We start from the raw sequence: 22,873 nt of genomic DNA, 5'->3' as shown, positions 1-22,873 counted from the left end.
GGCGATCCCCCATCCGCTAGGCTAGGCGCGCGGATCATCCCGATCCGCGCGCCTCCGTAGCTCAGGGGATAGAGCACCGCTCTCCTAAAGCGGGTGTCGCAGGTTCGAATCCTGCCGGGGGCACACGACGAAGGGCCAGCTCAGCGGGGTTATCCGCCGACGCTGGCCCTTCACCGTTTCCGGGGCCGTGCCACACCCGTGCCACTAAGTGGTGCCGCCGCCCCCGTCCCGGCTCTCCCTGATCATGGCGCCGAGGCCGTCCGCGATGGCCCGGTCCCGATCACCGGTCATGTGCTGGTAGATCAGCGCGGCCCTGGACGTGCTGTGCCCCAACCTGGTCATCAGCTCCCGCGTGCTGGCTCCCGTGTTGGACGCCAGGGTGTTCCCGGTGTGCCGCAGGTCGTGAAAGTGGACCTCGGCCGAGAGACCGGCTGCCTTGAGCGCCTTGACCCAGGTGGCCCGGAAGTTGCTGCGCCGCAGCCGCCCTCCCTGCACGCCGAGGAAGACATGACCGTCGTGGCCGGAGCCCGAGTACCGGTCGAGGTGCGTACGGATGTCGGAAACGATCTCCTCCGGGATACTGACCACACGAACCCCAGCGGCGGACTTCGGCGCCTTGTCGACCAGCCGCCCATCCTGCGTCTCCATCTGCGAGCGCCGTACGGACACGATCCGCGCCTCCAGATCGATATCCCGCCGCCGCAGCGCGGCCAACTCCCCGAAGCGGAGCGCCCCGAAGGCAGCCAAGAGCACCAGCGCCCGGTAACGAGGAGCGATGGCATCAGCAAGAGCGAGCACCTGGGGCACGGTGAGCACGGGCCGCTCCGGCACGTCGTAGCGATCGGCGCCCTTGACCCGGCAGGGATTGCGCCGGATCAGCTCGTCATCGACAGCGGTGTTCAGGATGGCACGGAGGATCTGGTACGCCTTGACCACCGTCGGCTCCCCGACACCACGACTCAGCAGGCCAGCCCGCCAACTCCGCACGCGGGCAGTCGTGATGCGCGCCAGCGGAGTGTTTTCAAAGTCCGGCTTGATGTGCAGCCGCAGCACCATTTCGTGCCGCTCCCGACTGCGCGCCGCCAGCTTCCGGTCCCTGAGCCATGCGTCCGCGTACTCCGCGAAGGGCACCTTGCCGGCATCCGGGTCCGCCCACTCCCCACGGAGAATGTCCGCCTCCAGGTGCGTGAGCGCCACCTCGGCATCCCGCTTGCTGGGGTAGGTCTTCTCCGCACTGCGCAGCAACCCCGTCGAGGGGTCGCGATAGCGCGCCTGCCACCGCCCGGACGGGAGTTGACGTACTGCCCCGAAGCGGCGCCGCTTCCCGCTGGACTTCGCCATCAGGCAGCCCTCCCCCACCCGTTGGCACGGGCCGTCACCGGCTGCACGGTGTGCGCCTCGATGTACGCGGCCAGTGCGCTTTCGGGAATCCGCACGTGACGGCCGACCTTGACGAAGGTGATCCGGCGTTCCTCGATCAGCCTCCGAGGGAACCGGACACTGGTGCCAAGCCGCTCGGCGACCTGGCCAACGCTGAGGTACCGATCCTTCATCGGGCGTCGTCTCCTTCCGGGGCATGTGTGCTGGGGATGTCGGCGAGGGATGCGGCCAGCCATTCCTCGGTGGGGGTGAGGCCGGTTCCGGCGTAGGTCCAGTGGCCGAGGACGAGCGTTGTTTCCTCGGCCTCCGGCTGGGGGTTGGGGTCTTCGCCGCGTGCGATGGCTGCTTGGAGGCGGCGCCATTGGGCGCGGGCGGTGCGCAGGGCGCCGAGGGTGGTGGAGTAGCGGCGGGTTTTGGTGGAGAAGTGGCCCCGGAAGCCGAGCATGTGAGCCCAGGCGCGCAGGCGGAGGCGTGCGAGGTCTTTGCGGGCGCCGAGGGCCCAGGCTGTGCGGATGAGGCGTTCAGCGTGTGGAGGCAGGTTCATTCCGGCGAGTTCGGCGATGAAGCGCAGGCGGCGGTCGAGGGTGCCGGTGGCCGTCTCGGCGCCCTTGGTGGCGTACTTGGCGATGTAGGCCGCAACGGCGCGGTCCGTGAGGGCCTGGCCGCCGTCGAGGTCGGAGCCGTGGATGGTGCGGATGTCGAGTTGGCGGCCGAACGCGAACGTGTGGGAGCGGCCGTCGAGGACCGGACCGGGCACGACCGCCCGTGTGGCGGCGCTCCGGATGGCGTCGGTCAGCAGCTCGGCGGAGGCCCAGTGCGGGGGCGGGGTGGCACCGCCGGCCGGACCGTCGAGACGGACAACGGCGTGGAAGTGGACGGCACCGCGCTTCTGGTACTCAGCCACCTTGGCGAAGGAGACGCGGGCGCGCTCTGGGAGCTCCCGCTGGGTGAGGCCCGCGCGGCGTGCGATCTCCCGGCGGAGGTGGATGGTGAAGCGGCGCCAGAGCATGCCCGCGTGGGCGTTCCAGAGCACGGCGGTTTCGTAGTCGTAGCGTTCCGGGTCCAGCGGAGTGCCCAGCGCGGGGTCGTCAGGGGTGTGGTGACGGCCGCAGCGGCACGGGCGGGTGCCGGGCCGGTTGTGGACCGGGCCGAAGCTCGGCGCGGTGAACGTCGCGAAGACGCGCGGATGCGTCGTGACCTCTTCCGGCGTTCCCTTGCCGCCGCGCAGGCCGGCGGTGATCAGGTGGAAGGTGTCGCGGCGGTAGGTCTCGGCGCAGGCAGCACAGCGGGTGATGCGGCGGTTGCCGCAGCGCACCAGGAGGTCACCGGCGGGCAGCTCGGCGGAGTCGAGGCGGCGCAGGGCCGGGCCGATTTCGCCGGTGGTGGTGTCGGGGCGGTGTTCGGTGCGGTGGCCGGCCAGGCGGACGGGGTTGGTGCAGCCGCCCAGGCCCGAGAGCTGGCGCAGGAGACCGGGCAGGGAGCCGGTTGCGGCGAGGTTCCCCAGTTCGGGCAGCGGGGGCGGGGTGGTGCGGGTGATGATGGCTGTACTCCTTCTCAGGCTCTATGGGTCGGGAAGGTGCCGAGCTGCCGGGGCGGCGGGATGCTTGGCGGCTTCGGTGCCGCCCCGGGAGCCGTTCAGCGGCGGTGGTGCTGGGCGCCCAGGAGTGAGCGCAGGACGACGGCCGCAACCGCTACGGAGATGGCCGAGACCGCCACAGCTGTCAGCAGGGCCGTCAGGACGACGCCGCCTACCAGGACCAGGCCGACAGCGCCCGTGCTGATTGAGGGCAGTGACCGGCGAGCCGGAGCCGTGGGCGCGGGGGCGTGCTGGCAAGAGCAGGCCGGTTCGTGGGCGTGTGTCGTTGTGGCCGGGAGGTTCGGGGCGGGGGGAAGTTGGGGGCGCAGCAGCACAGTTCTCTCCTGTCAGTCGTGGTTGCCGTTGACGGTCTCGACTCCGTTGCGTGTGCCGTTGTCGATGGCGGGAGCCAGGAAGGTGTCGGCGAGGTAGAAGCCGAACAGCGCGATCACGACGACGAGCCAGACGCGGACGCCGAGGAACTTCACAGCGCCCCAGACCAACAGGCCCAACACGACGACCAGGGGCAGCTCTACGTTCACGGGAGTGAGTCTCCTCAGTCAGCGGACGGGACAGCGGTGGGTACGGGCGGCCAGCTCGGCAGCGGCGCGCGAGTCGTAGTCGGCGGAGAAGCCACAGCGCGGAGCGGTGCAAGCCGCGGTGTGCTTCTCACGACCACGGCCGTCGTTCGCGGTGCCGACCTGCACAGGGCCGATACGGGTCACGGAGCGGAAGCGGCGGTTGAGCGGCATGATCAGTCCTCCGAACGAAGGTGGGCGGGGTTGGGGAAATGGCGCAGGATGCGGGCCGCCTCGCTGGGGTCGTCAGTCAGCGCGGCAGCTTCCTCAGCGAGCAGGTGAGCGAGGAAGTGGCGGCCCATGTCTGCCATCTCGCGGGCTGCGTCGAGGTATTCAGCACGGGTCGGGGTACGGCCGAGCACGATGGATCTCCTGTCAGGTGAGGTGGGCGGCGATCTGCTCTGCGAGCGGTGCGGGGACGCCGAGGCGCGCGCGGAGTGTGGCGGTATCGATGGGCGCGCCGGTGCGCGCCTGGTGCGCGTCGGCGATCTTGCGTGCGTGCTCAACCAGCGCAGCCGGGACGGCAGTCGAAGGCCCCGGAGCCGGTTGCGGGGGCGCTGGAGCGACAGCCGGAGCAGGTTCCGGTTCCCGGGCCACGTCAGCGGCCGGTGCCGTACTGCCGTGGGCGAGGAGCGTGCCGCCGAGGAAGGCCAGCGCAGGCCACCCGGCGACGAGGATGCGCAGCCAGTCAGGCACGTCGCCCAGGTCGAGGAGCCCGGCGGTGGCGACGTTCGCACCCAGAGAAGCCGTCAGGGCGACCAGGAACCAGCACCAGCCCGCCGCCCGGTCACAACCGGAACGCAGCCGCCGCCAGGCCGCGACGAGCAGCAAATCGACCGACACCGGGTAGGCCCATGCCTTCCAGCCGTCTTGTCCGGCTGCTGAGGCCAGGTCGTGCAGGTGCGCGAAGGACAGCGCGGCAGCGATGACCGCCTGCACCAGCACGGCATCGACGCGGGCGAGTTGGGCGCGCATCGGGGCACCTCATTTCGGTTTTCGGCATGGAAGGGGTAGGGAGTTGGCGCGAGGACAGGCGCGCCGGCCGAATCGGAAACCGGCAGTGTCAGGCGGTAGCAGGCCGGGTCTTGGTCAGCGAGACAGGCCGGACAACGGGGACGGCGGGCCGGAAGGGCTGGAGTGCAGGCAGGTCCGGCGCCAGATGCGCGGTTTCCTGGCAACGTGCGGCGGCAGCAGCCGGGGACAGGTATGGGGTGCGGATACGGGACCAGCCGCCGGAGGTGTCACCGACGACGGCCAGCCCGGGGCGTTCGGGTGCGATGGTGCAAGCGGCGCCAACCGCTTCGGGAGCGATGTCGCCCAGCGCCATCTTGGCCGAGGGCTCGTCGTTGACGCGGTGGCAGACGCGGCCTGACAGCTGGGCCCGCAGCATGGTCGCGCCCTTGCCCAGCTCGGCCCCGAACCTTTGCCCGCACACCTCCAGATAGATCCCAGCAGCCCGCCCGAGCTGCGCAAGCCGGATCAGCTGGGTGACCATCTCATCCCGCCGCTCCTCATCCTTCCGCGAGGCGACGAGGAACAGTTCGGCCACCTCATCCACGAACAGCACGATCGGCACCGGGCGTTCGCTCTCCGGCAGGCCCCACACGTCGGAGGTGATCTCTTCATCGGGGGTCGAGGGGGCGATGCCCTGGCGGGCGCGTATCAGGTCGTAGCGGTCTTCCATCTCCTGTACGAGCGCGGGCAGCAGCTCGGCCGCCTGCCCCGGATCGGTTGCCAGCGCGGAGAGCCGAGGGGCGAACGGCGCCAGCTCCACACCGCGCTTGCAGTCGATGCCTGCCAGCGCGACCGGCTGAGCGGCGAGCCCGGTGATCAAGTGGCGCAGGTACATCGACTTGCCCGACAGCGTGGCCCCAAGCACCAGCTCATGCGGGATGGCGAGGAAGTCGCGGACGAACGCGGTTGCGTCCTCCCGCAGCGCCACTGGCACTCGCAGGAACCCGCCGCCGCCCGCCTTACGCGGCATCCGTACGCGCCGCAGCACGTCGAAGCCGACAAGCCGCAGCTCGACCACCCCGGGCTTGACCGGCTCGACGTAGACGCCATGAACGCCCCAGGCGTGCCGCAGCCGCTCAGCCGACGCCGCTACGTCGGCAGGCTCCTGCCCTGGCGCCAGCCGCAGCCGGATGCGCAGACCGGTCGAGGTCGGCCGCAGCAGTCCCCGGCGGGGAGGCACCGGCCGCACTTCGCGACGAGTGGCCGCCCGTACGGCCAGCGCCCGCAGACGGGAGGGCTCAACCGTCAGCCCGCACGAGTCCATGACCGACCCATACGAACCCACCAGCCGCACAGCCGAGGCGGGCATCCCCACCGTCGACCAGTACGCGGCCGGGTGCCGGGCCCGGAGGTAGGCGGCACCGGCACCGAGACCGGCAACCGGGCCGCCCACCTCTATCAACGTCATCAGATCGGACACGGGTCAGCCCCCCACGCCCGCCGGAACGGCACCCGGGGCGACAGCGGCAGCGCGGTAGGCGATGCCGTGCCGCTGCTGCCCGTTGAACACCGACTCCCACGGCCGCGCCACCAGCCCCGGCAGCGAAACCGGAGACCCGAGCGCCAGGCCCTCGGTCACCCCGCTCTCGGGAACGGTGACGTGGATCAGCGAGGACTCACCCTCATCGATGTAGACAACGCCGACCTTCATCAACGCCTCACCGCTCACCGCATCCTTGGCACGCTCGCCCGTCTGGCGGTCCCGGACCTTCGGCGCGGGTGCCTCGGTCAGCAGGATCGTCGCGGTAGAGGTCTCAACTCGAATGGTGCGCACGAATGCTTCTCCTTCACGTATAGCGCCAACCCTTCAGACAGGTTGACTTAGCAAGTACGAAGCTAAGGTTGCCAGGTTGACTTGTCAAGTGCGTTCGCCGACAGGCGCGCGATGAATGGCAGGCGCAGGCTGGTGCTTGAGCACAGTTCGGAGGTGGACAGCATGGGCAAACGGCATCACACCCGACACCCGAAGGCATCGCCGCCGACCTGGGGCGACCGTAATCCACAGTGGCCAAGGGGCTCACAGCAGCCGCCGTCGAATGGAAGCCAGTTGCCACCTGACCAGTTGGAGGCCCAACCGAGGGCCCCCAGGCGGAAGCACCGCGTCTTCCTCTGGGTCTTTCTCGCAGTGCAGCTGATCTTTCTGGCCTGGGTCATCGGCGGGGCGGTCTCAGGCAGCGGCACCCCGGCGGAGTGCCGAGGGCTCACAGGGGACGAGCTTCAAACCTGTAAAGACGCGGCTCACACCGGGACGACGATCGGCGTGGGCCTGATCATCGCCTTGTGGGCCGCTGCGGACTTCATCCTGCTCGCTACGTACATCGTGTACCGGCTCTCCAAGCGACAACCGCGAGACTGAGGCTCGCCGAGGTCAGTCCAGCCGATACGTGTCCTCAAGCTCTTGCCGGTCAGCAGGCAGCAAGACGTCTGTGACCTGCAACGCTTGCCCCTTCGCGTCACGCGCTACGACAAGCACGCTGAGAACCGGCTCTCCTTTCGGCAGTGAGAGGAGGTTCCGCTCCTCCTGGAGCGGCATGCGCGCCGAGACACGTTCCGTGAGGTGATCGAAACGCACCCGCTTGCGGGACTCCAGGTGTTCCCGCAGCCCCTCCGAGAGAGGCGAAGCCTCGGCAAGGTCGGTCCCGTCGGCGAAGGACGGCGGGAAATACGAGGAGACCAGCTCGACGGCCTCTCCCTCGTCCTCGACAAGGAGACGGCGGACGAGCACCGCGCCTTTCTTCGGAATGCCCAGCAGGCTTGCGACCCGAGGTGGGACACGCACTTCCCCCACCTCGACCAGCCGACCAGGGGTACGCGCTTCAACCCGCTCCAGCGCTTCCCGCCCCCGCTGGTCCTTCTGCTGACTGGTCTCGGGCTGGCCTCGCACGATCGTGCCGTAGCCCTGGCGCGACTCCAGCCAGCCGTCCCGCTTCAGCAGCTCAAGGGCCCGAACGACAGTCGGCCGAGACATACCGAAGGTCTGGACGAGCTGATTCTCACTGGGCACCCGAGCACCGGGCGGGTACGTGCCGTCCTCGATACGACTCTGCAGCGTTTGAGCCAACCGCACGTACTTCGGTGCAGCCACTTCGTACGCCATAGCCCCAGCCTCATCGAATCCGGCAAGTCAACCTGTCAACCAGCCTACCGACACTTCTACCGCCACAGTAGAACGGTGCAAGGTCGGGCTGATCTCTCGTTCAGGAAGGCTTGAACCCGGCGTCGACGCGGAACGAAACAGTCGTCCCACCGAAGCGGCCTGGGGTCACCGACCACGAATCGGACAGCTCGCGGACCAGAAACAGCCCGCGGCCATGCCCCGCATCGGCATCGTGATGACGCAGCCGGACCGCCATGGGGAAGCCCGGGTTGTGGACATCGACCCTCAGGGCCTCACCCTCGCGCCACCAGTCGACCCGTACACGCCATGGATCTTCGGATTCGCCGTACAGAATCGCGTTCGTCACCAGCTCCGAGATCATGAGAACGCAGTCGTCCATCGAGCACGCCAGCTCATGACGCGCCATGAACTTCCGGAACCATCGCCGGGCCCGTGGCACCGACTCGGGGACGGGATACAGCGTCATCGAACCGAGCGGCTCGGGTTCTGCATGTGCGGTGTAGTTGCCAGCGGGATCGCCCATTCGCGCACCTACTCCCTACCAGTGCCGTCGCAGTCCAGACAGCGCCGTTTGCGAGCGGCGCGGACATGGCCGTCAGCAGCGGAGGAAGCCACGGCAGAACGAGGGCTGACGTACTTCCACCCCCGACCCCGGCACCCACCACAGGGCGCCGGCCGAGCGGCCTCACTTAACCCCTGTCGCCGTTGGGTCATGCCTCGCACCTCCTTCCACGGAACGAAGTGGCCTTAGCCACTTCAGTGGATACTAGCATTAGCCACTTCGTCCGCGCAAGCGCTTCGCCAACATCTGCCTTCAGATGCGGCTCAGTTGAGGGGGTAGCCCTGCTCGAACGCCCAACGCTCGGGCGGATACGTGGCCTCGGCGAACTCCAGCGGCCGGTCCCGCAGGTCGTAGACGACGTGATGCACGATCAGCACCGCCGACCCAGGCGTGAGCGCGAGATCGGACGCCTCATCCTCGGTGGCCAGGCGAGCACACATGCGGTCCTCGGCGTAACTCCCCTGCCGCCCCGTCGTGTTCTCGACGTACATCAACGTGCCCTCCTGGATGCGGTCGGCGTCCAGGAGCTTCGGCGCACGCTCCCCCACATCCGGGCCGAACCAGGAGGTAGACAGAGTGATCGGCCCCGACTCGTTGTTCGTCACCCTCCGGCGGTGAACCGCACGGCTCCCGGGCGCCAGGCCCAGCGCCTCGGCAACGTGGCCCGGAGCCTGCAGCCAACCCGCCGACGTGATGACCGCGTACTCACCGGGCGTGTAGATCTTGCCCGTCTGACGAGCACGGCCGTACAACTCCCGGGCACGCCGGTTCACATCGAGGCCGCGTACGTAGGTGCCCGATCCCTGGCGCTTCTCGACCAGGCCCTGATGCCGCAACGCTTCGAGCGCACGGGCGGCGGTCGGGCGCGAGACGCTCCAGTCTGCGGACAGCTGCCGTTCCGAGGGCACCTCGGCACCTGCACGCAGATCCCCGCGAAGGATCTGATCGCGGATGTAGTGAGCGATCTGCAAATACTTCGGCTGAGCCTCTTCGATCTTGGGCATCTCACTCCCTCCCTAAGTGGCTATTACCTCTGGCCACTATAGAGTGAGTGGCCAAGCCCGAAACCCGTACCCTGACCTGGTGACGCGCTTGATCGTGGCAGCAGGAGGAGGGGGCGACGCGGTCGCCGCCGCCATGGTGGACACCGCGCTGAACCGCGATGCGGAACCGGCGGTCGTCCTCACCTACGCATGGGACCGCCTACTGATCGACCCGGTTCCGGGCCCTCGTGGGCCCGCCAACTTCACCGGCCTCAAGGCGATCACGCCTTCTGTCTACGCAGTGCCGGGTGACGCGCGGCCGATCGCTCCTGCTGGCTCAACACTGCCCAGGCTCGCGGCGGAACTTCCCCACACCTTTGCTCTGATCGACCCGCACGCAGGCGTCCACGGAATCACGCAGCAGTTGCAGGACCTCATCGAGCACCTGGCCCCTGACACGATCGACCTGCTGGATGTCGGCGGAGACATCCTCGCCAAGGGCGACGAACCCACACTCCGCAGCCCCCTCGGCGACGCCCTCACCCTCGCGGCATGCTGCCAACTGTCCGTTCCCGTCCGGCTTCTGATCGCAGGCCCAGGACTCGACGGCGAACTCCCTGCCGAGCAGCTCCACGAACGCCTCGGCCCCAAGCTCCTCAGCCTCACCGCCGAGCACACCGAACCCGTCAGCAGCGTTCTGGAATGGCACCCCTCCGAAGCCACCGCCATGCTCGCCGCCACAGCACGAGGAACGCGCGGGCTCTGCGAAGTACGGGACGCCGGCCTATCGGTCCCCCTCACCGACGAGGGCCCCGCTCTCCACCAGGCCGACCTGGATGACGCTCTCAGCCGCAACGAACTCGCCCGAGCCGTCCTCTCCACCACCTCACTTGAGGAAGCCGAACAGCACAGCCGTGAGATCTGCGGATACTCGGAGATCGACTACGAACGCAACAAAGCAATGTGGCTGGGCAACCAGGACGAGCGAGAGCTGGACCCCGGGGCCGTATTCCGGGAACTAGACCAGTTCGAGGAAGAGGCACGCGGCCGGGGCATCACACACACCACGTTCCGACGCCTCACGGAAGCTCTCGGCTACAGCGGTTCGCAGCGGACCCAGCTCCGCGAGCTGCTCATCAGCAACCGCCCGGAGCAATACCAGGCTCCGCTGTGGCACATATCAGAGGGCGTATGACCGCGTGATACCGCTGCTCGACCACGCTCAACTCCACCAGCACGGCCCCAGCCCTCCCTGCACGCGTCGATCAAACGCGCACAGCCAAGCCGAGGCAAGCGGTGTCAAGCATCACCTGAAGCCAACCTGTAAAGCATCTCCCGAGACCGGACAACAGCGCACGAAGCGCCTGCGTAACAACTTTCTCTACGACTTCAAGGCGGCCCGCTCACGCGGGCCGCGCGCGCTGGCGGCCCGTGGCCGCCGCCCGCTCCTGTCTCCGCCCCGCTCGCGCCGCCCCCGAGCCGCTCAGCGCGCAGCCCAACGCAGCAACCCGCTTGCTCGCAAGAGCTCCAGATCGCGTCGGCCCGCACGACTTGGCCGACCAGCCGACCCACGCCAGCACGCAAGACCAGGCGCACGAAGCCGACCAGCCCTGTACCGCCGGACCAAGTACGCCGAGAAGGTCCGTGGCGCGGCGCGCAGGTCTCGTAGCGGTCTGCGGGCCGGTCCCGCCATCGCTAGTGGCCGGCTGAGGCTGCGCGGAGGCGACTGCGGGTCAAAGATCGGAACCTGGAAGCGTGGCTGATGACGGTGGGTGGTTGAGGGGGCACACGTGCACGTGATCAAGTACCTGTCCCGCCGTCGTGGCTGACTTTCCCACCTGGATGGTGATCAGTTGGAAAAAACTTCAGCTCTTGAGCAGAAACATTCCGCACAATGAAATGATGTCAAATATTTTCACGGACTTCATACGTATCTACGCCCGGCCCGGCGATTCGATCAGGAACGTCGAGGCACAGTGGATCACATGGAGACTGCTGGGACCCCGCGGCTCCTACAACGTCCCCGTCCACACCGAGCGCTCCCCGGACGGCCGCTTCGTCGACATCCAGTACGGCTCGGGCAAGAACCCTGCCAGCGTCGAGGAAGAGGTGGGCTGGGGCTACAGCGCGATCTGGAAGCGCTTCTACAACGAGGGCGGGGACCAGGACACGATCTGGCACACCGACGACACCGACGTCAACGAGGCACCAGCTCGATACTGTCGTTACGGCTTCGACGAGGTGCGCATACGCACCGCCCACTCCGCACCACCAGTGGCTCCCCAGGCACCATGGCAACAGCACACAGACGGCTCGTGGCGGCTGGCAACACGCGGCAGTTACCGCACGGGCAACGACCGCAGCGCCGTGAAGGAGGCTGGCCCCTGCGCTACCCCCGCCCTACCGCCTCCGCAACCCGGCACCACAGGGCTGGTCACGCCCACCACCCCCAACTTCTACGGCGACGAGCTCGACGCCCTCGATCCGCCCTGGCTGGCTCCTCTGGCCAACGGCCACCCTGATGTCACCCTTGTCGAATACCGATGGCGCGGCCGACTGGTCCACCGTGTCCGAGAAGAGGATGAACTATGGGGCCGAGATTGGCAGCATCGCTGCGCCGATGGCTGGGACAACTGCCTGGACCCCCACTTCCTCGACTTCACCGGGGCTACTGACCTGCGCGCGCCGGATGAGGTCTACGCACGCGACAAGCACGATTGGGACGCCCTGAACTCTCGTTGGTGACCGAGTGCCGTCTGCGCGCTGCACCACATCGCACCATGTGCGCACTCCGCTTCATGCGATGGCGGCTGAAGGGCGGACGGTACAGCAGCGAAGTACAGCAAGCCCAGCAACCCCCGCCGTCTGGCGCCGCCTCCCCCGCACCCTGCGGCGGCCGGTATGACCGTCGTTGACCGACCCATCTACAGCTACGGATCAGAAGGCGTACCCTGCCGAGTGGTGAGGTCGTCCGCACGGTAAAGGCCGCGACCCGGGGTGCGACAAGGGCCGGCTGCCTCACCACCACCGCAGAACCCGTGCCACTCTCGTGCCAGAACGTACGGGGAAGCACGGAGAGTCAGCAGCAACGACGGGGAACACGCCGGAACTTGTCGCACTGTGGATACGCGCAGGTCAGCGCGGCAGCCTCCCAACCTCGCTCCTAAAGCGGGTGTCGCAGGTTCGAATCCTGCCGGGGGCACAGCACGAAGGGCCAGCTCAGCGAGGTTACCCGTCGGAGCTGGCCCTTCACCGTTTCAGGGGTCGTGCCACTACGTGCTGTCGCCGCCCCCGTCCCGGCTCTCCCGGATCATGGCGCCGAGGCCGTCCGCGATGGCCCGGTCCCGCCCACCGGTCATGTGCTGGTAGATCAGCGCAGCCCGGGACGGCTGTGTCCCCTCCCGGCCATCAGCTCACGCGTGCCGGCTCCGGTGTTGGCTCGAGAACACACGGGGCTTGACCGGCTCAACGTAGACAGCGTGCACGCCCTACGCGTGCTGGAGCCGTTCGGCGGAGGCGGCCACGTCGGTCGGCACGTTCCTGACCTGGAGCGAGCCGCAGGCGCATGCGCAGGCCCGTCGAGGTCGGACGCAGCAGCCCGCGCCGAGGCGGAACCGCCCGCACCTCGAGCCGGATCGCGCCCGTACGGCAAAGGCCCGCCCCAGACGGGGGGTACGGTCAGCCCGCGCGAGTCCATGACCGATCCGTACGAACCCACCCACCGGAGGGCCGAGTAGGCGGCACCAGCCCCGGGCCCGGCAACCGGGCAGCCCACCTCCATCAATGTCGTCAGGTCGGACATGGTCAGTCCTGTCCGCCCGTCGGGAGGGCGCTGGGCGCGCCACAGACCGCCGACAGGGCCCGTGGCGCGGCTCCCAGGTCTTGTCACGGTCTGTGGACCGGTTCGGCCATCCCCCAGGGGTCGGCCGAGGCTACGCGGAGGTGTCTGCAGGTCAAAGATCAAAGCTGGAGACGTGGCTGATGGTGGTGCGTGGTTGAGGGGCACACGTGCGGGTGGTCGGGCAACTCTCCCGCCACCGTGGCTGACTTTCCCCATCTGAGGCGTCAGTGGCACCCGTTCGAAGGCCCATGGCAGATCCGCCTCGACGTTTCGCTTCCGCGATGGCACCCACTCGTGCGGGCAGCCGGCCCGGACCTGCCGGCGAGCGTAAGGGCCTTCTCTCGTACCGAAGCAGCTCAGCTCAAAGCCGCTCCGTAAACCGTGAGCGGGTGCTCAGGTGACCCGACCGAGGTAGCAGCGAATTTCATCACGGCTCCGGACAAGCCGGTCGATGCGAGTTTCCAGATGACCAAGTTCTTGACGGAGCAGGTTCGCTGTTTCCGCGTCGGGACACGGCGGCAGGTCGCCATGGGGGCCTTGTACATGCTGCAGAAGAACCCGAATCAGGCGGGTAGGCAAGCCGCAGTCGAGCAGGCCGCGAATCTGGTGAACCCGCTCGACGGCGCACTCGGCGTACTCACGATAGGTGTTCGAGGATCGCTGAGGGTGCAACAAGTCTTGCTCTTCGTAGTAGCGCAGCAGGCGAGTGTTCACCCCGGTGCGACGTGCAAGCTCACCAATACGCATAAGACAACGCACCCAACCCTTGACCTTCACATCGATGTGAAACTTTAGCATCTGCTTTGCGAGCGAACTCGGCGAACTCGCGTCCGCTGCGCACTGCATGCGGCGCCATATGCACATTGCCCCTGGAAGAGAAAGGCACTGACATGGCTTCACCTCCGGCTTCGTACCAGCCGACCACCGAAAGCCTGCTCGAGGTCGACAAGACTTTCTACGACAAGCTTGCCGCAAATCCCGAGGACAGGGAACTCGTCGAACGGTTTGTACTCCCGATCCGTTCAGGTCGCGCATGGGAGGTCCCCGCCGGCTACCTGTGCCGAGTCATCACACCGGATGGGCCACAGTGTGGCGACTTCAATGTCTGGAATCGTCATAACCCGCGAGAGCGTCTATGGGCGGCACGAACACGCCAGTTGCAGAGTGCACACGTGACGCGTTACGACCGGTTGTGGTCGACGCTGCCCTACATGCGCCCGCTGGTGACGATCACGAACGACTCGTTGAGTTGGTACGGAGAGGACGAAGACGGTGCCCGAGTGCACGACCTACTCGGCTCGCGATGTGACCCCTACATCAATCGGATTCTCACGAACGAAGACTTTGACTTCCACTGTCATTCGAACCTGACCCGGGCCGTGCTTCCCTACGGCTTGACCGAGTTCGACGTACACGACGTGCTCAACATTTTCACCGTCACAGGGCTCAACGACCAGGATCAGTACTACATGAAACCCTCACCGGCGAAGGCCGGAGATTTCTTCGAGTTTTTCGCGGAGCAGGATCTACTCTGCGCACTCTCGAATTGCCCGGCCGGTGATCTGTCCATCCCGTTTTGGGGCCCGGACGCTACCGACCCCATCGATGTATGCCGACCGCTCGCTGTCGAGGTCTACCGTCCACCACGCCAGGTAACCGACGGATGGTCCCCGCCGCCCTGCTCCGCGTACGGGGGACTGCACGGTCTCACTTTGCGGTGACTGTGGGAGGCGCCATCCCCACGGAAGGGACACGGTCGGCAGTCGCGCATCAGTCTGGGGACCGGCAAGGGGAAAACTGTTATCGCGGCTTCCGTTGGTCCGTCACCTGTGACAGGTGCGCCGTGAGCGCGCTTCCCCCCACTCACAGGAGCCGTAAATGGGTCACCACAACGCACACCGGATGAGCCGTCGCAGCGTGCTGAAGGTCGCCGGGGGTCTGGCAGCCGCCGGGGCCGCGAGTGGCGGAGTCGCCGCATGGAGCAGTAGCTCCGCCGATGCCGCGGCGGACGCGGGGAAGAAGGCTACCGCCTTCACCCACCCCGGCATGCTGCACTCCTCGGGCGACCTGAACCGGGCCAAGAAACGGGTGGCCGCCGGCGACGAGCCGTGGCTGTCCGGCTGGAAGCGGCTGACCGCCAACGGGCGCTCGCAGAGCGGCCGGACGCCTCGCCCGCAAAAGACCGTGGTCCGCGGCGGCGGTTCAGGCGAGAACTACGGCCTGCTCTACGCCGACATTCACGCCGCCTACCAGAACGCGCTGCGCTGGCACATCGGCGGCACACAGGAGAACGCCGACACCGCGCGGGACATACTGAACGCCTGGTCCGGCACGCTCAAGAGCATCGAGGGTGACACGAACAGGTACCTGGCGCTCGGTCTTTACGGCTGGCAGTTCGCCAACGCAGCCGAACTGATGCGGGACTACGACGGCTTCGACCTGGAGCGGTCCCAGCAGATGATGCGCGACGTCTTCCACGGCTGGAACCACGATTTCCTGGTCCGTCACAACGGCACCTGCGACTCCCACTACTGGGCGAACTGGGATCTGTGCAACATGGCGTCGATGATGGCCATCGGGATCCTCTGCGACGACCGCGCGATCTACGACGAAGCCCTGGACTACTTCTACGACGGCGCGGGCAACGGCGCGATCAAGAACGCCGTCCCGTTCCTGCACCCTGACGTCGACGGCCACGACCTCGGCCAGTGGCAGGAGTCCGGCCGTGACCAGGGGCACACCATCATGGGCATCGGTCAGATGGGGGCGATCTGCGAGATGGCCTGGAACCAGGGCACCGATCTCTACGGCTACGACAACAACCGGTTCATGAAGGGTGCGCAGTACGTCGCCAAGTACAACCTCGGCCAGGACGTGCCGTTCACCACGTACGAGTGGGGCAGTGGGCACAATTGCACCCCCAATTCCCACACGGAGATCTCGCCGGGTGGCCGGGGGCAGCAGCGTCCGGTGTGGGACATGCTGCACTACCACTACACCCGGCGGCGGAAGCTGTCCGTGCCGTACATCAGCGAGATGGCGCAGAGCGTCCGCCCGGAGGGTGGCGGCGGGGACTACGGGGCGAGCAGCGGCGGATACGACCAACTAGGTTTCGGGACGCTGCTCTACGCGAAGTAGCCCCTGGCCAGGGCTGCGGTTCGGCAGGAGTGGGAATGACGGTGCAGGCGCGGCAGTGGCGCGCGGTCATCACCGCGGCGCAGGCAGGTGACCGGGAGGCCATGGAGCAGCTGGTGACCGGCTGGCTGCCGCTGGTCTACAACATCGCCGGACGGGCGCTCAACGGCCACGCCGACGTCGACGACGTCGTCCAGGAGACGATGCTCCGCGTCGTCGAACAGCTCACCACGCTGCGCAACCCGGACAGCTTCCGCTCCTGGCTGGTCGCAATCACGATGCGGCAGATACGCGACCGCGCTCGGCGCCGGGAGTCGCCGGCCGCCGCCCTGGAGCCGGCTTCCGTCCCGGCCGGGACCACCGACTTCGCCGAACTCACCGTCCTGCGGCTGCGGCTGCAAGGACAGCGACGCGAGGTCGCGGAGGCGGCGCGCTGGCTGGAGGAAGAGGACCGGCAGCTGCTTTCCCTGTGGTGGCTTGAGGTCGCCGGTGAGCTGAGCCGCCGCGACCTCGCCTCCGCGCTGGGCGTCACCCGGGGGCACGCCGCCGTACGCATCCAGCGGATGAAGGAGCGGCTGGAGACGGCACGCGGCATCGTCCGGGCACTGAACGGTCCACAGTCCGCCGACTGCGACGGTCTGCGCGCCCTGCGCGTCGGCTGGGACGGCAGGCCCACCTCGGTCTGGCGCAAACGGCTGGCCCGGCACCTGCGCGGCTGCGCACGCTGCGGGGCGCCGCGTGCGGATGTCGTACCGACCGAGCGGCTGCTGGTGGGCCTGGCACTGGTGCCGCTCCCGGCGGGCTTGGCGATATCCCTTGCGCTGGGCGGCAAGGCCGCACAGGCAGCAGCAGGCGTCGGCTGGTCGGCCAAGGCGCTCGCGGCGCTGGGTAAACCCGCCGCGGCGGTCACGGCGGGGGCGACACTCGCCGTCGGCGGTACGGCGTTCCTCGTGTTCGAGCAGCCGGCGGACCTGCCGCCGCGGGCCACCGCTCGCTCGACGCCGTCCCGCCCGCCCAGCACTCCACCGGGGAACACGCTGCTGGCGGCCCCGCCCCACACCGGAAGCCCCACCCCCAGCCGGACGACCAGCCCGGTGGCCCGCTACGGCAGCGTGGTCGACTCCGTCGACGACGCCCCCGACCCCGACCGGCCGCCCGGACCTCTGCCCCGCCGCGCAGACCATGGCCTGACCAGTACCGGCGGCCCCGCCGTCACCCTCACCCACCGCGGGGAGAACGTAACCCTGCGCGGCACCGGATATGTGCGGATCCGCTGGCAGATCGCGGTCGCCGAGCCCGACGGCTCTCTGACCATGCCCACCTGGACCGGCTTGCGGGGCAAGCTCTTCCACGTGGCCTCGGGCGGCGGCCGGCGGATGGACGACACCAAGCCCGGCAACCCCGGCGAGACATGGATGAAATCACCCGAGATCGGCACCACCGTGCTACCCGGAGGCACCCAACAGATGTGGCAGAACGAGTACTTCTGGCTCGACGGCACCGTCATCCTCAACCAGAACGAGAACGGTGAGGACTACAACTTCTTCGTCCAGCCGACGAACCGGAAGGACATCCTGCGCGACCTGCGCACCGCCCCGGCCCCGGACAAGGGCATCGTCCGCTACGGCCTCGTCCGCGACACCGGCGACAACCGCACCCCCGTGCCGCAGTACCTCACCCGCACCCGCCCCTCCGACCCCGCCACCGTCCCGCAACACTCCCCGGTCGAATAACACACGGGCCGAGCAGTCCAGGCCGGGGCCGGGGCTATGGTGCCGGAGCAGCCGGGCCTGATCGGTCTTCAGGTGATGCCTTGGCCGGCGCTGGGATCGGCGGTCCCGGGTTCTCGTCGAAGGAGCGAAACACGCGTGTCGTCGGTTCGGGCGCTGCTTCGTCCCGGAGGCGATCGGTGAGCAGGAAGTCGGCCAGTTCGAATGCAGAAGCGTGTTCGCTCTCGGTCAGGAAGAACGTCCCGCCCATGACGTTGGGGTTCCAACCGTGCGTCAAGGCATACTCGATGACCGTTCGTACGTCCTTGGGGCACGGATAGGTGGAATCGGTCGCACAGCCCCACGGCAAGACCGCCTTTGACAACAGGTCTGCCTGGAGCGCACGGCTGTTCTTCCCGGCGCCCCAGACGCGCACGCGGACACACCTGTGACAGTCGCGCTCACCGGCCACGTGGTGGATCCGGCCCGTCCACACGAACTCTCGTCCGTCCACGTGCAGCTTTCGCAACCGCTCATTCATGCTGCGCACCCCCGCCCGATCTGCCTGTTTGCAGCCTATCGGTGGCTGTGTAGTACGCGGTCATTAATTAGGTAGACTGGTCTACCTAATACGAGGGAGAAGCCCGATGAGCGATGCCAGCACTGCCAGGGCACAAGGCAAGGAGCGGCGGCGGACCGCGCGCGAGCGGCTGCTTGCCGCCGCATCGCGCCGCTTCTATGCGGACGGCGTGGCAGCGACAGGGATCGACACGATCACCGCCGAGGCGGGCGTGGCGAAGATGAGCCTGTACAACAACTTCTCCTCCAAAGCGGATCTGGTGATCGCCTACCTCGATGCACGGCATGAGGAGTGGATGGGCCTGTACCGGCGGCGGCTGGAAGGAGTCCCGGACGGTCGCGGCGGCGTGCTGGCCGTCTTCGACGCGTACGCCGATCACGCGGCCTTCGCCTATGAGCACGGTTTTCGGGGGTGCGGTCTGCTGAACGCGGCTGCCGAGCTGCCTGCCGAGGACGAGGGGCGGGCCGTGGTGCGTCGGCACAAGGAGGAAGTGGAGTCCCTGCTCGCCGGGCATCTTGAGGAGTTGCTGCCGGGTCGGCCCGAGGAGGCCCGCGCGATGGCGGAGCATCTGGCGTTCCTGCTAGAGGGCGCGGTGGCGCGCGCCGGCCTGGAGGGCGCGGCTACGCGTCTGGACCATGCGCGGACGATGGCGGCGCACCTGATGGACCAGCTGTGATGCCGCCTGGTGGACGTGCGACCGGCTCGGTGGGCGTGGGATCGCTGTGCGTGCTCGTGGCGTCGGTGCTGTGGGGCACCACGGGCACCGCCGCGACCTTCGCCCCAGCAGTGGGACCCCTCGCGATCGGGGCCGTCGCCATGGGCCTGGGCGGGCTGCTCCAGGCCCTCACAGCCGCCCCCCGTATCGCCCGGGAAGCGCCTGGGCTGCGCACGCAGCGCGGTGTGGTGCTGCTCGGCGCGGTGGCGGTGGGGGCCTACCCTCTGGCGTTCTACAGCGCCATGCACCTGGCCGGGGTCGCCGCTGGAACAGTGGTGTCGATCGGCTCGGCCCCACTCGCCTCTGCCGTGATCGAGCGTGCCGTGGACAAACGCCGCCTCACACGCCGCTGGCTGACCGGCGCCGCTCTGGGGTTGTCCGGGACGGTGCTGCTGTGCATGGCCGAAGCGGCCCAGGCGCATTCCGGCACCGGGGCCCGGTCCGTGGGGGCAACCGTGCTCGGAGTGGGGCTGGGCCTGGTGGCCGGTTTCACCTATGCCCTGTACGCATGGGCGGCCTACCGTTTGATCAGCCGCGGTGTCACCTCCGGTGCGGCCATGGGTGCCGTCTTCGGGCTGGGCGGGCTGCTGCTCCTGCCTGTACTGCTGGTCACCGGCGCCCCGCTTCTCACCTCTTGGTCCAACGCGGCCGTCGGCGCCTACATGGCCCTGGTGCCCATGTTTCTCGGCTACGTACTGTTCGGCTGGGGCCTGGCACACGTCCCGGCGAGCACCGCGACCACGCTTTCACTGCTGGAACCCGCCGTCGCAGCCGTACTCGCCGTACTGGTTGTCGGCGAGCGACTGCCCCTGCTGGGGTGGGTCGGCATCGCCTTGGTCGTCGGCTGCCTCGCCGTGCTCACCACCCCGCCCCGGAGGGCTCACCGGCTTCGAGCGGCCACGATGGACCCCAGCACCGGCCCAGAGGGACCCAGCGCGCCTGAACCCGACGATGGTCCCTGTCGGGCACGGGTGACGGGGCACGGGTGACTTCAGCAGCCGTCCGGGCCCTGGCTTGGACGATCAATGTGGCCTGTTGATCGGCGGAGAACCGGTCAACCGGTCAACAGGCCGTGAGGGGCTCAGCTCCCTCTCTGGACGGCGTCCGCCGGCTCGTAACGGGCCGAGCCAGCGGACGCGTTCGTCAAGCGGGCCCCTGCAAAAGTGACGACAAAGGTGGCGACGGCGGTGACCGCCGTCGCCACAGACGCGAAACGTCGTCCCATGTCTCCCCCACATCGTGCCTATGAGCCCATCGGCACGAGCGGTCCCCCCGTGACCTCACGACGTGCGCGTCGTCCCCATGATGGGGCGGTGGCTCCCGGCGCGAGGAGCATATTCGGGTGAGGCCGAAACACCACTCACTGCGTACGGTGCTCGGCATCGCCGTTTCGGAGCCGTCGCCGGATCGCCCTAAGCTTCGGAGGCGTTCACCACAGGAGTGCGCCATCTCGGCCTGCTGGGCGCGGCGTTGTGGGGGCCGTCCTCGTCCTGACGGTCACAACGGTGCCGGGTCCGGTCCGGGACGCGTAGGGACCCCGGCAAGCTCCTCCGGGGCGAGGCGGGCGTCAGTGTCTCTCTTTCGGGGGCATGGTGTACCGAGGGCGGGGCCCCAGATTCTGGCTGATCGTGCTGTGCAGGGCGGCGTGCAAGGTGGCTGCCGGGGTCAGAGAGCCGGCAGGAGTGCACGGCACGGCCCAGTGCGGACCCGGGGGGTGCAGGCGGCTGCTGGGCGGAACGGTCACCCAGCTCGCCGTGCCCAGCACCTGTACTGCGGCGAACTCGCAGAACGACCACTCCCGCGCGCTGCCCGGCTCGACGAGCCAGTAGAGCCTGCTGCCGTACGGATCGCGGATGACGGCCCCGGACGAGGTGCCGAGCCGGGCCAGTACACCCTCTCCCAGATACGCGGGCACACGCACCGCGTCCCACCACTCCCCTGCGGGTAACAGCACGGCATCCAGGCCCTTCGGCAGTGGCCACCACACGGTCACGGCTTCTCCTGTGCTTCTTCAGCGACTTCGGCCTCTCCGGCACCGTCGCTTCGGGGGGTTACCTGTCCCCGCGCTGTCGGTCGCATCTCACGCTTCCTCGCGCACTTCACATGTCTTCACGTGTTGGGACGCGACCCACCTTGCCGACAGCGGCAACAGCAAAGTGTCACCAATGTGTGACACCCCGGTCGCGCACCGTGTCCACTCATCTGCCACCCGTCTGTCCGCCCGGCAGTGCCCCGCTTTGTGTCCGTCACCGGCAGAGCCACGCCGCCATGTTGTCCAGCGAGTCGGGAGTACGGCGGCGCTGAGCCACCAGGCCGTTGATGGTCTCGCGGGCCCCGGGGTGGTAGCGGGTCTGCTCGGGCGCCAGTTTCCGCGCCGTCACCACGGACTCCAGTGCCGCGTCGCAACGTCCGGTCTCCATCTCGGCCCGGGCGCGGTCCACATAGAAGTGCGCCCTGCGCGACATCGGCCAGCCGTTCGGAAGGCGGACACTGCGGGACTTCTCCAGCGCCTTGCCGTAGCGCCGCATCTCGACCTGTGCGGACACCTCGTGCACTGCCACATTGGCCGGTCCGAAGCTCAGCCAGTACACCCGTTCCGCCTCACCGGTGCGCTCCGCGTAGGAGGCGGCATACCGCAGATGGCTCTCGACGGCGTCCGCGTCGTGCGCGCGGGCCGCGATGACGCTCGCACCGAGGTGCAACTGGCCCCGTACGACGAGAGTTTTGCGGGCCTCCCGGTCGGCGCTGTCGGTGCGGGAGAGCGCCCTGTGGCCCGCATCGATGAGCCGCAGCCCGATGGTGTGCTCGCCCTCGCGGAAGTAGGTGAGGGCACGCATGTACTGGCGTACGGCGGCCAGCTGCGGATCCGAACCGCGTTCGGCCGCCCAGCCGAGCCGGTCGAGGGCGATGGTCGCCAGGTCGTAGAAACCGAGCTTGGTAGCAATGTCATGCGCTGTGCGGTACGCCGAACCGAGCGTCTGCCACAGCGCCGTACTGGGGTTGCGGTGCACGGCTGCGGTGACCTCGGCGATGAGCGAGGGCAGTGCGTGCGCCGCCTTGCTGAGCTGGGTGGCGCGAACCATCCGGCACAGCTCATCGGCCTGAGCGGCGAGTTCGGCAGCCGTTGTGGTCGCGTGCGTGCCCGCATGCGGCACGCGCATGCCCGCATGCAGCCCATGCGTTCCCTCGTGCGGTCCGTGCGTGCCCTCCTGCGGTCCGTGCAGCTCGTCGGGGTCGTGCAGGTCGTACAGGTCGAGCGATTCGCGGATGGGGCGAATGAGGGCGGCGAGCCGGTCCTGCTGGAGTTCGGTGACGTACGGCTGGCCCGTCAGCATCGTCACATCGATGCGCAGCACCCGTGCCACGGCCGAGACCAGGTCGGGCGAGGCGTTCTTGCGCCCCTCCTCCACCTGTCGTAACAGGCTGTAGGAGTAGGGGATTTTGGCGGCCAGCCCGCGCTGGGTCAGTCCGGCCAGCTTGCGTTGGTGGGCGATGCGGACGCCCGCGTGTTCTTCTTGCAGCCCGCGCATCCGCGACTCCGTTCTTCGATGCCCCGGCACCGTACGCACGGTGTACGGCAGCGATGCTTTTCGGACGTGAGCACCACTCGATCGGGTTCCGCCGAGTTGCACGGTCGCGGTGCAGTGTGAGAGGCCCCATACGGGAGAGGCTGAAGACGCAG

At 68.3% G+C, this 22,873-nt stretch carries 24 protein-coding genes, 1 tRNA gene and 1 pseudogene; 8 read left to right on the top strand and 18 right to left on the bottom strand.

Going from position 1 to position 22,873, the window contains the following annotated elements; all coding sequences use genetic code 11:
• Window positions 1–50 precede the first annotated feature (50 nt).
• Window positions 51–123, top strand: a tRNA-Arg gene (locus ACTWP9_RS28600).
• An 81-nt stretch (window positions 124–204) separates the two neighbouring features.
• Here ACTWP9_RS28600 and ACTWP9_RS28595 read toward each other — a convergent pair.
• From ACTWP9_RS28595 to ACTWP9_RS28535, 13 genes are all read right to left on the bottom strand, one after another.
• Window positions 205–1,341 (bottom strand): tyrosine-type recombinase/integrase, encoded by a 1,137-nt coding sequence (locus ACTWP9_RS28595; protein ID WP_443249183.1) that lies wholly within the window; start codon window positions 1,339–1,341, stop codon window positions 205–207.
• A complete protein-coding gene (locus ACTWP9_RS28590; protein ID WP_443249182.1) occupies window positions 1,341–1,553 on the bottom strand; it encodes a helix-turn-helix domain-containing protein in 213 nt (70 codons plus the stop codon). Before ACTWP9_RS28590 ends, ACTWP9_RS28595 begins: the two co-directional genes overlap by 1 nt.
• Complete coding sequence (locus tag ACTWP9_RS28585; RefSeq protein ID WP_443249196.1) at window positions 1,550–2,893, bottom strand: replication initiator; 1,344 nt, start codon at window positions 2,891–2,893, stop codon at window positions 1,550–1,552. Before ACTWP9_RS28585 ends, ACTWP9_RS28590 begins: the two co-directional genes overlap by 4 nt.
• A gap of 122 nt (window positions 2,894–3,015) precedes the next feature.
• Window positions 3,016–3,288 (bottom strand): SpdD protein, encoded by a 273-nt coding sequence (locus tag ACTWP9_RS28580; RefSeq protein WP_443249195.1) that lies wholly within the window; start codon window positions 3,286–3,288, stop codon window positions 3,016–3,018.
• A 15-nt stretch (window positions 3,289–3,303) separates the two neighbouring features.
• A complete protein-coding gene (locus tag ACTWP9_RS28575; protein ID WP_209214350.1) occupies window positions 3,304–3,498 on the bottom strand; it encodes a hypothetical protein in 195 nt (64 codons plus the stop codon).
• A gap of 18 nt (window positions 3,499–3,516) precedes the next feature.
• Complete coding sequence (locus ACTWP9_RS28570; RefSeq protein ID WP_019355179.1) at window positions 3,517–3,708, bottom strand: mobile element transfer protein; 192 nt, start codon at window positions 3,706–3,708, stop codon at window positions 3,517–3,519.
• 2 nt (window positions 3,709–3,710) lie between these two features.
• Window positions 3,711–3,896 (bottom strand): hypothetical protein, encoded by a 186-nt coding sequence (locus tag ACTWP9_RS28565; RefSeq protein WP_443249181.1) that lies wholly within the window; start codon window positions 3,894–3,896, stop codon window positions 3,711–3,713.
• A gap of 13 nt (window positions 3,897–3,909) precedes the next feature.
• Window positions 3,910–4,509, bottom strand: coding sequence for a DUF2637 domain-containing protein (locus ACTWP9_RS28560; protein ID WP_443249180.1), 600 nt, complete (start codon window positions 4,507–4,509; stop codon window positions 3,910–3,912).
• Window positions 4,510–4,597: 88 nt separating this feature from the next.
• A complete protein-coding gene (locus tag ACTWP9_RS28555; protein WP_443249179.1) occupies window positions 4,598–5,968 on the bottom strand; it encodes an FtsK/SpoIIIE domain-containing protein in 1,371 nt (456 codons plus the stop codon).
• A 3-nt stretch (window positions 5,969–5,971) separates the two neighbouring features.
• A complete protein-coding gene (locus tag ACTWP9_RS28550) occupies window positions 5,972–6,322 on the bottom strand; it encodes an SCO3933 family regulatory protein (RefSeq protein WP_443249178.1) in 351 nt (116 codons plus the stop codon).
• Between the two features lie 594 nt (window positions 6,323–6,916).
• The gene (locus ACTWP9_RS28545) at window positions 6,917–7,645 is read right to left on the bottom strand and encodes a GntR family transcriptional regulator (protein ID WP_443249177.1); all 729 of its coding nucleotides are present in this window, start codon (window positions 7,643–7,645) and stop codon (window positions 6,917–6,919) included.
• Window positions 7,646–7,745: 100 nt separating this feature from the next.
• Entirely contained in the window at window positions 7,746–8,189 is a 444-nt protein-coding gene (locus ACTWP9_RS28540; RefSeq protein ID WP_443249176.1) for an ATP-binding protein, read from the bottom strand.
• 302 nt (window positions 8,190–8,491) lie between these two features.
• Window positions 8,492–9,232 carry a GntR family transcriptional regulator gene (locus ACTWP9_RS28535; RefSeq protein ID WP_443249175.1) on the bottom strand — a complete coding sequence of 247 codons (741 nt, stop codon included), beginning with the start codon at window positions 9,230–9,232 and terminating at the stop codon, window positions 8,492–8,494.
• 79 nt (window positions 9,233–9,311) lie between these two features.
• Here ACTWP9_RS28535 and ACTWP9_RS28530 point away from each other — a divergent pair, with 79 nt between their 5' ends.
• Together ACTWP9_RS28530 and ACTWP9_RS28525 are read left to right on the top strand one after the other, a co-directional pair.
• A complete protein-coding gene (locus ACTWP9_RS28530) occupies window positions 9,312–10,406 on the top strand; it encodes a DUF1152 domain-containing protein (RefSeq protein WP_443249174.1) in 1,095 nt (364 codons plus the stop codon).
• A 626-nt stretch (window positions 10,407–11,032) separates the two neighbouring features.
• Window positions 11,033–11,956: a hypothetical protein gene (locus ACTWP9_RS28525; RefSeq protein WP_443249173.1), complete on the top strand. Its 924-nt coding sequence runs from the start codon at window positions 11,033–11,035 to the stop codon at window positions 11,954–11,956.
• A 746-nt stretch (window positions 11,957–12,702) separates the two neighbouring features.
• Here ACTWP9_RS28525 and ACTWP9_RS28520 read toward each other — a convergent pair.
• Both ACTWP9_RS28520 and ACTWP9_RS28515 read right to left on the bottom strand, forming a co-directional pair.
• A pseudogene (locus ACTWP9_RS28520) lies at window positions 12,703–13,013 on the bottom strand (FtsK/SpoIIIE domain-containing protein); the annotation flags it as partial.
• 432 nt (window positions 13,014–13,445) lie between these two features.
• A complete protein-coding gene (locus ACTWP9_RS28515; protein ID WP_443249172.1) occupies window positions 13,446–13,850 on the bottom strand; it encodes a MerR family transcriptional regulator in 405 nt (134 codons plus the stop codon).
• A 92-nt stretch (window positions 13,851–13,942) separates the two neighbouring features.
• Between ACTWP9_RS28515 and ACTWP9_RS28510 the strand changes: the two genes are divergently transcribed.
• The 3 genes from ACTWP9_RS28510 (at window position 13,943) to ACTWP9_RS28500 (ending at window position 17,920) form a co-directional block, all read left to right on the top strand.
• Window positions 13,943–14,773: an urea carboxylase-associated family protein gene (locus ACTWP9_RS28510; protein WP_443249171.1), complete on the top strand. Its 831-nt coding sequence runs from the start codon at window positions 13,943–13,945 to the stop codon at window positions 14,771–14,773.
• Window positions 14,774–14,930: 157 nt separating this feature from the next.
• A complete protein-coding gene (locus ACTWP9_RS28505) occupies window positions 14,931–16,190 on the top strand; it encodes an alginate lyase family protein (RefSeq protein ID WP_443249170.1) in 1,260 nt (419 codons plus the stop codon).
• A 35-nt stretch (window positions 16,191–16,225) separates the two neighbouring features.
• On the top strand, window positions 16,226–17,920 hold the full coding sequence (locus ACTWP9_RS28500) for an RNA polymerase sigma factor (protein ID WP_443249169.1): 1,695 nt from the start codon (window positions 16,226–16,228) through the stop codon (window positions 17,918–17,920).
• Window positions 17,921–17,954: 34 nt separating this feature from the next.
• Here the strand turns inward: ACTWP9_RS28500 and ACTWP9_RS28495 are convergent, their stop codons facing one another.
• Window positions 17,955–18,437: a hypothetical protein gene (locus ACTWP9_RS28495; RefSeq protein ID WP_443249168.1), complete on the bottom strand. Its 483-nt coding sequence runs from the start codon at window positions 18,435–18,437 to the stop codon at window positions 17,955–17,957.
• A gap of 106 nt (window positions 18,438–18,543) precedes the next feature.
• Between ACTWP9_RS28495 and ACTWP9_RS28490 the strand changes: the two genes are divergently transcribed.
• Together ACTWP9_RS28490 and ACTWP9_RS28485 are read left to right on the top strand one after the other, a co-directional pair.
• Window positions 18,544–19,152, top strand: coding sequence for a TetR/AcrR family transcriptional regulator (locus ACTWP9_RS28490; RefSeq protein WP_443249167.1), 609 nt, complete (start codon window positions 18,544–18,546; stop codon window positions 19,150–19,152).
• The gene (locus ACTWP9_RS28485; protein ID WP_443249166.1) at window positions 19,152–20,180 is read left to right on the top strand and encodes a DMT family transporter; all 1,029 of its coding nucleotides are present in this window, start codon (window positions 19,152–19,154) and stop codon (window positions 20,178–20,180) included. The genes ACTWP9_RS28490 and ACTWP9_RS28485 overlap by 1 nt, the downstream gene beginning before the upstream one ends.
• Before the next feature lie 578 nt (window positions 20,181–20,758).
• Here ACTWP9_RS28485 and ACTWP9_RS28480 read toward each other — a convergent pair.
• Window positions 20,759–21,184, bottom strand: coding sequence for a hypothetical protein (locus ACTWP9_RS28480; RefSeq protein ID WP_443249165.1), 426 nt, complete (start codon window positions 21,182–21,184; stop codon window positions 20,759–20,761).
• A gap of 253 nt (window positions 21,185–21,437) precedes the next feature.
• Complete coding sequence (locus tag ACTWP9_RS28475) at window positions 21,438–22,721, bottom strand: helix-turn-helix domain-containing protein (protein WP_443249164.1); 1,284 nt, start codon at window positions 22,719–22,721, stop codon at window positions 21,438–21,440.
• Between the last annotated feature and the right edge of the window lie 152 nt (window positions 22,722–22,873).

The organism is Streptomyces sp. 3N207 (genome assembly GCF_052246355.1).
Classification (GTDB): Bacteria; Actinomycetota; Actinomycetes; order Streptomycetales; family Streptomycetaceae; genus Streptomyces.
Note: the sequence above shows the minus strand (reverse complement) of the source record. Positions and strands in the feature narration are given on the sequence as shown.